The sequence below is a fragment of the Haloimpatiens massiliensis genome, assembly GCF_900184255.1.
GTDB classification, from domain to species: Bacteria; Bacillota; Clostridia; order Clostridiales; family Clostridiaceae; genus Haloimpatiens; species Haloimpatiens massiliensis.
Genome location: NZ_LT854640.1, coordinates 1,655,329 through 1,668,273 on the forward strand (window position 1 = coordinate 1,655,329; position 12,945 = coordinate 1,668,273).

Below are 12,945 nucleotides of genomic sequence, written 5' to 3' on the forward strand. Positions count from 1 at the left end.
ATGTTATAAGCCTATTGAGAGAATAGGCTTAACGAAAACTGTTCTCTCTTTCCATTAGTATTATTACAATGAAAGCGAGAGATCATTATGAAAAAAATAAAAAACAAGTATGTTAAAACAATTAATTCATTGGCTTTTCCTATATTAATGAATTATTTGATTTCAAGTATATTTGAAATTATGGATAAAGCTATAGTGGGGCATTATTCAACGGAAGGCTTTGCAGGGGTAGGGATAGCTGCGTCAGTTATCTATGTAATTACAGGTTCATTTGGCATATTAGCTGTTGCCTACAATATTGTGGCAGCTGAGATAAAAGGCAAATGTGATGATGACATGTTTGAAAAAGCTTTTTGTTCAGCCATGATGATTTCAATAGTTATAGGAATAGCATTTATGCTAATATCACTGCTTGGTGGAAGAATATTTTTTAAATATGTATACGGACTTCATGGAAATGTTTTAGAACTGCTGCTTCGTTATTATTATCCTGCTTCTGTTACGGTGCTACTTAATATGATAATATTTTTATTTTCCACATACTTTAGAAATAAATATAACACTAAAATAGCACTATATAGCACAGCTGTAGCAACTACAGTTAATATATTTTTTGATTATGCTCTTGTATATGGCAAATATGGTTTTCCGGAATTAGGAGTAAGTGGTGCTGCATGGGGAAGTGTCATTGGTTTATTGGCAGGAATCATGGTATATGTGATAGATATGAAAATTGTTAATAAGAAGCATATAAATATTTCATTCAGCAGAAAAGCTACTGTAAGAATGATAAAATTGTATATACCATTGCTAGGACAGGATATTATGGAGTGTACGGTTTTTACAATGATAATAACAGGAATAGTATCTAGGCTTGGGACAAGTGGTATAGTATCGTATAATCTTCTTGAAAATTTAGGGAGCATGGTTATTCTACCTATGTATGCATTTTCTACAGCAGCAATAACCATTTCTATACAAAAAAAGGCATCTGGTGATAATATAGCTGTAAAATCCATACTAAGAACTGCAATATTTATGTCATTAGTTATAGTTATATTTATAAGCATTGCCTGTATTATATTGCCTGAAAAAATATTGGCATTAATAGTTTCAGATACGAAAACAATTGAAACTACAAAAACGCTTATTGTATATATGATAGTTTTACAGTTTGTAAAAATTTTTTACCAGATTTACAAGAGTTATTTGCAGGGAACAGATAATGAAAAGTTTGTTTTTATAACTTCTGTAGCTGGGTCTTTGCTGTCAGTAACCTGGATATATTTATTGTCAATAGTATTAGGAATCGGCGGAATATATATAGGACTTTCAATTAATTATATATTTTTGTCACTAATTTATTTAATAAAAATAAAAAAATCTATGCAGGAAAATTAGAAGGCATAAAAAATAAATACTTCAGCTTGCTTGAAGTATTTATTTTTGCTTTACTTAGTGATTCTTATTTAACATTTTCATATGTTCACTTTTAATTATATCCCTTAGGGTGTTAGCAGCTAAGCTTATGGCTTCTTCACTAAATGCATGCTTTAATTCCCCAGCTTTTAAAGTTTCTTTATAGGTTCGATATCCTAAATGCTTGCAGATATCTAAATATTTCTCATAGGTATTCTCAGTGTGAAATACCAATTCAATAGCATTTATATATGCAGGCACATACCCAATTAAATATTTAGGAAAAGAAATAAATGAATCAAACATAAAATAGTCTGCCCCTTGATAAATCAAATCTTCAAAACCATCATATTCATAAGGTAAATATTTTCTATTTATTTTCATATATTCTTGGGTTATCTCTTCTAAAGTTGCATCTTCATTTTCATATAAATAATTTTCAAATTCATTTTCTGCACAGAATCTCAAAATATAGTCAACTACACCTATTGCATGTAAATATATACATTTTGAAGCATCTTTACTGTAAAATAAATCTGCGTATTGGTAAGCAAAAAACTCCATACTTCTAGATACTATTTCTGAAATATCAATTGGTGGCAATATATTAAACAAAGATTTGTGCTTCAATGCAGATTGGTATTCTTGGAAACTGTGTCCAAACTCATGAACAACACAGGATACATCATAGGGATTATTTTTAAAGTTCCCGAAAATTGGGGCAATATTAATATCGTTAATATAATTTTGGAATGCAATACCGGGCATCTTTACTGGGGAATATTCTAAGTCAAATCCATCTTGCTCTATTAACTTATCAAAATAATCTCCAGTTTCTTTACCCAGAAGATGGAGCATCTTCTGACAAGATTCTAATAAGTTCTCATATGAAAGCTCTTCACCTTTAAATTTATACATTCTATCACATATTCTTATGGAGTTTAAGTCTGTATATGATTTTTGTATTTCTATCAACTCATCATACAATGGTCTGAAATATTTTAGTATCCTAGTTGTAGCTTCCTTAATCTCCTCTTCGCCGTAGTCATGTCTTCCCCAAATACAATTTCCTAAATCTATATAATTCTTGAAACCATTTAATTTAGCACGTTGATTTCTAAGCTTAACCAAAGAGTTGAATATTCTCTGAAAATCTTCTTTTTTATCTAAATATGCCTCATATATAGCCCTTTGAGCTTTTTTTCTAGCCATACAATCCCCACTTTTCTTAATGGTAGCCAACTCGTTTGATGTTATTTTTTTTCCCTCAAGTGAATATTGTAAGTTTTGTACAAGCATATTATATTCATTCTGCAGCATTTGGTCCTGTATCAGAAGCTCTTGACCTTCATTGGTACTTAAACTATCTTGAAATTGTCTTTTAAGTATAATTCCATATTCATCTGTCAACTGATCTATAAATTTTGATTTTAAAAATGCACTACATAAATTTACAGGTAATATGATAGAATCTGCAATACTCGTAAATTCCACATACTCTTTTTGATAAAATTCATCGGTTATATCACATAAAAATCTTAATTGTGCTAATACTGCCTGTGTACGCACCTTGCTTACAATTTCATCATAAGTTTCATATAAAGCTTTAACTTCTAGATAAGACTTGGCATTTCTTACTTTATTTGCAAGGTCATCTAATGTCTTGGATACCATCTCCATATCAGGTCTCTTATACTCCAGCTCCCTATATTTACATTTTTCACCCATCTATTTTGCTCCTTTCTCCTATTAAATAAGCTTATAATGTTTATTCAATATTTATCATAAAAATACCTTTTTTTTAACTAATATTCAACATTAGACTTTTACATGAATAAAAAAGCAAATAACTTAAAATTGGATGTATTGGCGCAGCTATTTAAGCACCTATGAAGTTCGTAATTTCATAGGTGCAGTATAATTCATAGATACAATCATTATTTGCATGATTTTTGAGGGTTCACTGAACTATGGGAAATTTGAAAATTATCATAAGGCCTTCTTGGTAAATGCTTTTAGCTTCTAGTTCAATTCCTAATTCTTCACATAAGGATTTACATATGTATAATCCCATACCAGTGGATTTTTCATTTAATCTTCCGTTTTTACCTACAAATCCCTTATCAAAAATAAAGGGTAATTCGGAATTTTGCACGCCAGGACCATTATCACGGATAGATAAAACAATCTTGCTTTTTTCAATTGTTGATTTAAATTGAAGCTTTCCTGCAAGATTAGTGCTGCTATTAGCTTTGGATAAAGCTATAAAATATTTAATTGAATTGTCTATAATTTGACCTAAAATAAATTTGAAACATTTTTTGTCTGTAACAATTACCTGTGGCATAGAAGGAAGTTCTATGGAAAAACCTGCTTCCAAGAGAACTTCTGCTTTGCTTTTGATTGCTTCTTTGCAAAGGGATTCCAAGGTGAAATTTTTGAAAATAAAATCCTTATGAGTTACCTGAGTTTTGGAGTAGTAAAGAACTTGCTCAACTTGGTTTTCCATGCTTCTTCTGGATTTAATCAGCTTTTCTTTAACTGTGGCGGAAATTTCATTCTCATGATTATCTAAGACTAACTGCATTAAAGCTAGAGGAGTTTTAATTTCATGAACCCAGCTTTCAATATAGTTACTGTAATTTTCATTGGCAGCAATTAACTTATCTTTTTCATTTTTCTCTTTTTCACATATTTCATCGAAAGTTTCAACTATATATTTATACTCTTTATCAGGAGAGGCTTTAATAAGGTAATTAAGTAAATCCCTCTGATAATGTTGTGTAAGAAAAGTGTCCAAAGCATTAAAGAACTTTTTTTCATTTTGGTAAGTTATTTTTATTGAGATAAATATAGATGTTGTGGAAAAAACAATTGTAAGAGGAAGTATAACTCTAAAAGCCTTAGGATAAGCTATCCATCCAAGTATGCAAAAGCCTATGGTTAAAAAAATTATAGACAGAATCCAAACTATTTTAGATTGTATAATATCAATTACTTTCATTATTATACTCCTGTAGCATATATCCAACGCCTCTTATAGTTTTAATAACATTTTTTATATTTAAATCTGATAAATGCTGTCTTAATCTAGTTATATTCACGTGCAGTATATTGGCATCAATAAATTCATCAGAATCCCATAGGCATAGGCAAATATCTTTTTTTGTTACAACTTTCCCTTGTTTTTCAGCAAGAAGACTGAGAATTCTTCCTTCATTAGCGGGCAAAACTGCAGATTTTTCCTCAATGGTTATGGTAAATATTTCGGGATTAAGGAAAAACCATCCGCAGTTTAAAATATGTTTTTTACCTGATGATCTTCTTAAAAGTGCTCTGATTCGTGCTAGTAATACTTCCTTTCTAAAGGGTTTTGAAATGAAGTCATCTGCGCCAAGATCTAGTGTTAATACTTCATCTTCTTCTGTATCTCTTGAAGTTAAAACAAGAACAGGAATCTGAGACTCTTTTTTTATATCCCTGCATACCTGAAAGCCACTTTCATAGGGAAGATTTAAATCAAGGAGCACAAGGTTTGGATTAATAGCTTGAACTTGCTTATTCAATTGTTTAAATTCCAGTGCAGTTTCACTTCTATAGCCATTTTCAGAAAGCATTCTTTGAAGTTCGTCTCTCACCATTGATTGATCTTCAATTATATAGATTAATTCCTGTGAGATAAAAATCTCCTCCTTCCTTAGTTTATATATGCCTTTGCTCCATTGAGTCAATAATTTTGCTAGCAGATTTTCGAACAGTCATGTAATATAATCCATATATAAGCATTAGTATTATTACTGCAAAAAATGTTTCCATTAAAATATTACTTATATTAAAACCGCGAACAGCTATAAGCTGAGAAAGTTCTATAATTGCAACTACACCACTGAGCATGGCAACAGATAAAGGCAGTAGAAAGTATAGCCTTATTTGTTTATAGAGAGATTTTTTCATTTGGATTGATGAAGCTCCAATGTCTGTAAGGATTTGGTAGCGTATTTTATTATCTCTTATTTCAGTGATGAATTGTAGTGCCAGTACTGTGCCTGTAACTAAAAGTAATATAATCCCCAGATATATTAATGTATAACTACTAGCTATGGCAATAAATAGTTGCCTACTATAGCTTTGTAGTGAACTTTCACAATCTAAATTTTTACTTTTAAAAGTATCTAAAATATGCTGAGTGGGAGCAATTTTTCCCTCCCCTTCTACCACATTTTTAGGCAATGCAAAACTTAAAAATCTATTAATATTTTTTTGATCTACATATTTATTAAAATCCTCATCATTCATTATAAAGCCTAAGGAGATGGTTATAAAGGTATCAGTTACTAAATTAGTTTGATTAACCTGTCCAACTAGCTTATAAGCTTTATTGTTTATTTTTATTATTGGATTCTTCTTAATAGCTTTTTCTAATGAATTATAGTTACAAGAAAAGTTTGCATCATTATAAATCCCAATTTCGCCAGTTTTAAGGTTTAATCCTTCTTTACCTGCAAGTTTTAGTGCTTTATCATAGGCAGAACCCTTAATTATATATCCAGACCAATATATACTATTTTTGCTATAGTTATTTTCTTTCATAAGCTTGTTAGTAAAGTCAGTTAAATCAAAATTAAATTTATCTAAATCTGCTAATCCAAGTTCAACTACAGTAGGACTATCTACGTATGGACTTATTTCAGGGGAATTTAAAATATTTTCTATAAATTTTTCCCTACCAGAATATTCTCTTATGGTCAGGTCAAATACATTTAGTTTATTAGCTTTTTTTGCTTCGTTGTTTAAAGCCATTGAACAGCCAAAGGATAACATGGAAATTGAAAGAAATAAAAGCAGTGATATAATTCCAAGGCTTAAATATCTACCGGCAACTTGCTCATAGATCTGCCTAGAGGTAAAGGCATTTAAACCTTTAAAATATTTAACTTTTTTTCTCTTCGAAAAATTTACTATTAAATTAGTTATACCATAAAAAACAGCCATTGTGCCGTAAAACCCTAGAATAATGCTGATTATTAGTATTTGAAAAGGAATATTAAGTAATCCATACTTAAGAATATTAAAATATGCAATGGATAAAGTAATAATTCCAGTTATTAATATAAGTTTGCAAAAGTTAGGGTTTTTTTCTTTTAATTTTTTCTTTTTTGTATCCCCATAAAGAAGATTAGCTAATTCTAGTCTATATACACTAAAGGATTGAAGAAAAATGGCAATAATTTGAATAATCATGAATCCAACACTTGTTTCAAGGACAGCATTTCTAGAAATAGTAAACGTATGTCCTATTATTTGGATTTCAAAAATTCTAGCTGATAATAAAGAAATAAAGTCTGAGAGAATTATGCCAATAAGTAAGCCAGAAAAAAGGGCCAATAAACTTGTAATTATTCCCTCGAGAATGAGCATCCAAAATACTTTACTTTGTTTCATACCCAGCATCATATAAACGCCAATTTCTTTTTTTCGCCTTCTTATTAAAAAGTGGTTGGCAAAGACTATAAGGAAAAACATAATGATTAAACATGCAGCAAAAATAATTTGAATATATAAAAGTAGCTTATTAACTCCATGGGATTCAAAAGTTTTAAGAAAGCGAATTACATCCTGAGAGTCAATGGCAAGTACCACATAAAAGGAGGCTGCTGCAATAACTAGTGTGATAAAGTAAATTAGATATTGACTTATATTTCTTTTAGCATTTCTAAGAGATATTTTATAAAACATTAGCAGATCCTCCTCCCAAGTAGGACATTAGAGATAGAATTCTATCATAAAAGTGCTGACGGTCTTCGTTATCTTCCTTTATGATTTCATGAAAGATTTCCCCATCTTGTATGAAGAGAATTCGTGAGCAATAACTGGCTGCATTTGGATCATGTGTAACCATTAGTATTGTCTTTTCTACTTTTTTATTTACTTCCATCATTATCTCTAGAAGATTTTTAGCGGATTTTGAGTCAAGAGCACCTGTTGGTTCGTCTGCAAGTACAATAGAGGGATCGCTAACTAAGCAGCGAGCAGCAGCAATTCTTTGCTTTTGACCTCCAGACATTTGCACGGGAAACTTTTCAAGAATATCCTCAATATTTAATGTTTTCGATATTTCCTTTACTTTTTGTTCAATATTTTTTAACGAAACATTGTGGATTGAAAGGGGTAGGGAAATATTTTCATATCCTGTTAAATTATCTAGAAGTTGAAAGTCTTGAAAGAGATAACCTATTTCAGAGCCTCTATATTCAGCTAAAGCTTTATTCTTTAGTTTTGTAATGTCAAATCCCTTTAAATTAATTTCACCAGAAGTTGGTTTTATAATTGTAGCTATACAGTTTAAAAGAGTTGTTTTACCAGAGCCTGAAGCCCCCATAATACCAACAAATTCACCGCTGTGAACATCAAAGCATATATTCTTCAGTGCATTAGTGATACTGTCTTTTATGCCATAGGTCTTTTTCAAATTTTTAATTTCTAATATTTTTTCCATATATATATCCTCCCTGCGAATACCATAATATTTCTATATCATTATAACTACATTTTAATAGTAAATCTCAAAAAGTTGTACTTACAGTTCATGTAAGGTAGCTGTTATCTTTTAATCCATGATATGGCATTGACAAAACATTAAAACTATCATAAAATTTAAAAGTGAACGGAGGTTTTCTAATGCAATATTTGAAAGATGAAGTTAGAAATAGTATAGTAGAGGAAGCTTTAAAGGAATTTAAGGAATTAGGTTATAAAGGGGCATCTATAAGAAGTATAGCTAAAAAAGCAAATACTTCAGTGGGTAATATTTATAAGTATTTTAAGTCTAAAGAGGATTTGTATGAAAATCTAATAGGCTCAGTGTATTATAGAATTATGGATTATATTAATCAGTTTCATAAAGTTGAGATTAATCATAAGGCTGAGGAAATTTTTTATGGACTTATGGAAAAAATAATGGAGATATTTAATGATAATAGTACAGAGATTGCCATACTGTTTAATAAAAGTAATGGATCCAAATATGAGAATTGCAAAAGTGATTTCGTTGATTTTATAACTAGAATTGTTACAGAAATGATGAAATATCAGCTATCTTTGCAGGGTAAAAGGCTTAAGGATAATTTTGTTATATATCTTATTTCCCATAGTCTTGTAGAAAGTGTTTCCATTATACTTGAAGAAATACAAGATGGAGCTGAGGTGAGAAGACTTATACTTAATATAATTGACATTTTTTATAGGGATCTTAAAGATAAATTAGATAGTGAGCAAATATAATAAGTTTATTTTTTTAAAACAAAAGAGAACCATGGTTCACCATGGACGAATTGGAGGAATTTAATTAATGGCCAGTTTTATAGAATTAGAAAATGTAAAAAAGACTTATGATATGGGAGAAGTTATTATTAAAGCGGTGGATGGTGTTTCATTTTCCATAGATAGGGGAGAGTTTGTTGTTGTTCTTGGCCCCAGTGGAGCAGGAAAATCTACAATTCTTAATCTTTTAGGTGGTATGGATCAGGTAACAGATGGAAATATATACATAGATGGGAAGAATATTAGTAAATATAATAAAAAGATGCTTACAAAGTATAGGCGTGAAGATATAGGTTTTGTATTTCAGTTTTATAATTTAGTTCAGAACTTAAATGCTGTAGAGAATGTTGAGCTTGCAGTGGAGATATGTAAGAAACCAATGAACCCAGTGAAAGTGCTTAAAAACGTAGGACTTGAACATAGATTACATAATTTCCCTTCTCAGCTTTCAGGTGGAGAGCAGCAAAGGGTATCTATTGCAAGGGCCATTGCTAAAAATCCTAAATTACTTCTTTGCGATGAGCCTACAGGAGCTTTAGATTATAATACTGGAAAATCTATACTTAAGCTTTTATCAGATACTGCAAAAAAATATAATATGACCATTGTGGTTATTACACATAATTCTGCTATAGCTCCAATTGCTGACAAGGTTATAACTGTGAAAAATGGAATGGTTGAGAGTATAAAGAAAAATACTAATCCTGTTTCAATAGAAAGTATAGAGTGGTAATTATGAAGAAAACATTTTTAAAAAATTTATTTAGAGATATAAAAAACACATTTTCAAGATTCTTGTCCATAGTTGTAATAATTGCCGTGGGAGTATCCTTTTATGCAGGAGTTAGAGCTACTAGTCCAGATATGAAGATGTCAGGAGATTATTATTTCAATAAAAACAACTTTATGGATTTTAAAATAATTTCAACCCTTGGACTTACTGAGGATGATTTGTCTGATATAAAAAAGCAAAGGGGAGTTAAAAAGGCAGAAGGTTCATATTCAATAGATGCAGTAATAGAGAAAAATAAGCAATTACTAGTTCTTAATATTAATTCATTACCAAGGGAAGATGGTATAAATAATATAAGAATCATTAGTGGAAGAACACCAAAGAGCAATAATGAGGCTATAGTTGAGGAAAGGTTTTTAAAGGAGAATAAACTAAAGTTAAATGACAAGATAATTCTTAAGTCAGGTAATGATAGTAAGCTAGAAGACAGTTTAAATAATACTGAGTTTAAAATTGTAGGAACTGCAAAGTCTCCATTATATGTATCGGCTCAGAGACAGCTTAGTTCTGTAGGAAATGGCTCTGTAAGAGGTTTTGTATATGTATTGCCAGAGGTTTTTAAAAGTGAAATTTACACGGAAATATATGTGAGAAGTGATAGTGAGCAATCAAGGGAAAGCCTTTTAAATAATGAAAGTTATAATAATGCCAATAAAGGTATAGAAAAAGCTCTTAAGGATATTGGTGTTGTAAGAAATAAAATAAGATATGAGGATGTTATAAAAAGTAGTAAAGATAAAATAAAAGAAGCGGAAAATAAGTTGTACAGTTCTAAAAAAGAAGCACAGGATAAATTTGTTGAAGGTTATAAAAAATTAGATGCTGCAAGAGAAAAAATTGCTAAGGGTAAAGATGAGCTTAAAGAAAATGAAATTATTTATAATCAGAAGATGTTAGATGGGGAAAAACGCATTGAAGAAGGTAAAAGCAAAATTAAATCTGCTGAAAATGAAATAAAGCTAAAGTCTGAAGAAATTAAAAATGGAAAACTTCGTATAGCTGAAGGGAAAAAGAATCTTGACAATAGTGAAAAAGAGCTTAATTTAGGAAAGAAAGAAGCAGCAGAAAGAATTTCTTCAGAAATATCTAGAAATCTATCAGATTTAAAGGCGAAGTTAGATGCTGATCCAACTAATCATATATATATACAACAGCACAATTCTTTAAACTATGTATATGAAAATAATATTAAGGGAAAAGATTTTGATAGCATGTATAGTTCCCTAAAAAATGATAATATGCTAGATATAATAAATAATTATTTCCATATAGAAAGTGTAAAAAGCAATTTTGATAAGGCGGCTTTGGAAATTAGTGCTGGACGAATGAAGATTGCACAGGAGGAAAAATTACTTATTCAAGGAGAAAATCAGCTTAATGCAGGTATAGCTGAATTACAAATAAGTAAGAAAAAAATATCAGATTCACAGATAGAATTAGATAAAGGCAGACAAGAAGGGCTAGAAAAACTAAATGAAGGCAGAAGAGAACTTGAAGATGGTGAAAAACAACTTAATTCAAATTTGCAAAAATTAAAAGAGGAAGAGAAAAGTGCAAATAATAAGTTTAAAGAAGCCGAAGCTGAAATTGAAAAAAATAAGAAAAAGCTTAAGGAACTTAAAGATCCTGATTGGTATGTACTAGGTAGATCTACCAATGTGGGATATGAGACCTACAGACAAGATAGTAATAGAATAGATAATATAGGAAAGGCCTTTCCACTTATATTTTTCTTAGTGGCAGCATTAGTTAGTCTTACTACTATGACAAGAATGGTTCAAGAAAAGAGAATAGAGATAGGAACCTTTAAGGCACTAGGGTATTCTAGAGCATCGATTGTAGCACATTATCTTATATATGCTCTTTCAGCTAGTTTAATTGGAAGTTTAATAGGCATACTTATTGGATTTAGGTTATTTCCACCGCTTATTATTGATGCCTATAGTTCAATTTATGCTATACCTGATTCAGTTACACCTTTTAATACAGGAATTGCTTTGCAGGCAGCCATATTAGCTGTATTATTTACAGCTACAGCTGCAGTGGCAGCCACATTAGAGGAATTAAGGGAAGTGCCAGCTTCTTTAATGAGACCAAAGCCACCTAAATCAGGTAAAGAAATATTACTTGAAAGGATAACCTTTATATGGAGAAGATTGAGTTTTACTAAAAAGGTTACCGCAAGAAACATATTTAGGTATAAGCAAAGATTTTTTATGACTGTAATAGGTATTGCAGCTTGTACAGGATTGATGATAACAGGGTTTGGTATTAAGGGAGGAATAATAGGTGCAACAGAAAGACAATTTGGAGAGATTTATAAATATCATATGCAAGGTACGCTCACTAAAAATATAGATGATAGTGAAAAGAATAGTATAAAAGAGAAAATAACAAATAAGGATAATGTTAAATCAGTGTTATTTACTTATAGCAAAAATGCCACAACTAAGAAAGAAGACTCAAAAAATGAAGATATTTATGTGGTTGTTCCTGAGGATAAAGATAAATTTAATGACTATATAAATCTAACAATGGATGGTAAAGCTTTAAATATTAATGATGAAGGTGTAGTTTTAACTGAAAAACTATCTAGGCTTACTAATAAAAAGGTTGGAGACAATATTGTAATTAACTTAAATGATAAAGATATAGAAGTTAAAATTGCTGGCATAACAGAACAATATATTCAGCACTATGTTTATATGAGTCCTGAATATTATAAAAAGATTATTGGAGACAGGGTAGATTTTAATAGTTTTTATGGCCTTCTTAAAGATACATCCCATGCTAGTGAGAATAATCTAGCCAAGGATTTAAAGGGCATTAAGGACATTAACTCAGTAGGTTTTAAAAATAATATATATGTTGATTATAATAAAAGTATGGAAAGTGTAAATACTGTAGTACTAATTTTAATAGTATCTGCAGGGGTTCTAGCCTTTGTTGTAATATATAATCTTACAAATATAAATATTAATGAAAGGCGAAGAGAATTAGCTACCATAAAACTTTTAGGTTTTTATAATAATGAGCTGGCAAACTATATATACAGGGAAAATATTATATTAACCATAATAGGAAGCCTAACCGGAATATTCATGGGAATTTTTCTTCACAGGTTTATAATAGTTACTGCGGAGACAAATATAATAATGTTTTTAAGAAAAATTAGTCCAATATATTTTCTATACTCTATTTTACTAACCATGGTGTTTTCTATAGTTGTAAATCTAGCTATGTATAAAAGGTTTGACAAAATTGATATGATAGATTCCCTTAAAAGTGCGGAATAAAATATGCTAGCTGTTACTTTTAAAAAATGGTAAAGAATTTTAAAAGAAAAATAGAGGATGTACAGAAAGAAGTACTTTTTGTAGTATTAAATATTATAATTTGCAGAATTCATAGAT

General features: G+C 30.1%; 9 protein-coding genes. 4 read left to right on the forward strand and 5 right to left on the reverse strand.

The features are described from left to right. Positions 1-87: 87 nt before the first annotated feature. The gene (locus tag C1715_RS16070; protein ID WP_102401384.1) at positions 88-1,401 is read left to right on the forward strand and encodes an MATE family efflux transporter; all 1,314 of its coding nucleotides are present in this window, start codon (positions 88-90) and stop codon (positions 1,399-1,401) included. 54 nt (positions 1,402-1,455) lie between these two features. Here C1715_RS16070 and C1715_RS16075 read toward each other — a convergent pair whose 3' ends face one another. From C1715_RS16075 to C1715_RS16095, 5 genes are all read right to left on the reverse strand, one after another. Next, positions 1,456-3,147: a M2 family metallopeptidase gene (locus C1715_RS16075; protein ID WP_102401385.1), complete on the reverse strand. Its 1,692-nt coding sequence runs from the start codon at positions 3,145-3,147 to the stop codon at positions 1,456-1,458. Between the two features lie 232 nt (positions 3,148-3,379). After that, positions 3,380-4,423: a sensor histidine kinase gene (locus C1715_RS16080; protein WP_102401386.1), complete on the reverse strand. Its 1,044-nt coding sequence runs from the start codon at positions 4,421-4,423 to the stop codon at positions 3,380-3,382. Next, a complete protein-coding gene (locus C1715_RS16085) occupies positions 4,410-5,150 on the reverse strand; it encodes a response regulator transcription factor (RefSeq protein ID WP_278320122.1) in 741 nt (246 codons plus the stop codon). Before C1715_RS16085 ends, C1715_RS16080 begins: the two co-directional genes overlap by 14 nt. Continuing rightward, complete coding sequence (locus C1715_RS16090) at positions 5,122-7,155, reverse strand: FtsX-like permease family protein (RefSeq protein ID WP_102401388.1); 2,034 nt, start codon at positions 7,153-7,155, stop codon at positions 5,122-5,124. The genes C1715_RS16085 and C1715_RS16090 overlap by 29 nt, the downstream gene beginning before the upstream one ends. Further along, positions 7,145-7,915, reverse strand: coding sequence for an ABC transporter ATP-binding protein (locus C1715_RS16095; protein WP_102401389.1), 771 nt, complete (start codon positions 7,913-7,915; stop codon positions 7,145-7,147). The genes C1715_RS16090 and C1715_RS16095 overlap by 11 nt, the downstream gene beginning before the upstream one ends. Positions 7,916-8,097: 182 nt before the next feature. Here C1715_RS16095 and C1715_RS16100 point away from each other — a divergent pair, with 182 nt between their 5' ends. The 3 genes from C1715_RS16100 to C1715_RS16110 all read left to right on the forward strand — a co-directional run bounded on the left by C1715_RS16100 (position 8,098) and on the right by C1715_RS16110 (position 12,828). Beyond that, the gene (locus tag C1715_RS16100; RefSeq protein WP_102401390.1) at positions 8,098-8,700 is read left to right on the forward strand and encodes a TetR/AcrR family transcriptional regulator; all 603 of its coding nucleotides are present in this window, start codon (positions 8,098-8,100) and stop codon (positions 8,698-8,700) included. A gap of 67 nt (positions 8,701-8,767) precedes the next feature. Then, positions 8,768-9,472, forward strand: coding sequence for an ABC transporter ATP-binding protein (locus tag C1715_RS16105; protein ID WP_102401391.1), 705 nt, complete (start codon positions 8,768-8,770; stop codon positions 9,470-9,472). A 2-nt stretch (positions 9,473-9,474) separates the two neighbouring features. Next, positions 9,475-12,828 carry an FtsX-like permease family protein gene (locus C1715_RS16110; protein WP_102401392.1) on the forward strand — a complete coding sequence of 1,118 codons (3,354 nt, stop codon included), beginning with the start codon at positions 9,475-9,477 and terminating at the stop codon, positions 12,826-12,828. Positions 12,829-12,945 lie beyond the last annotated feature (117 nt).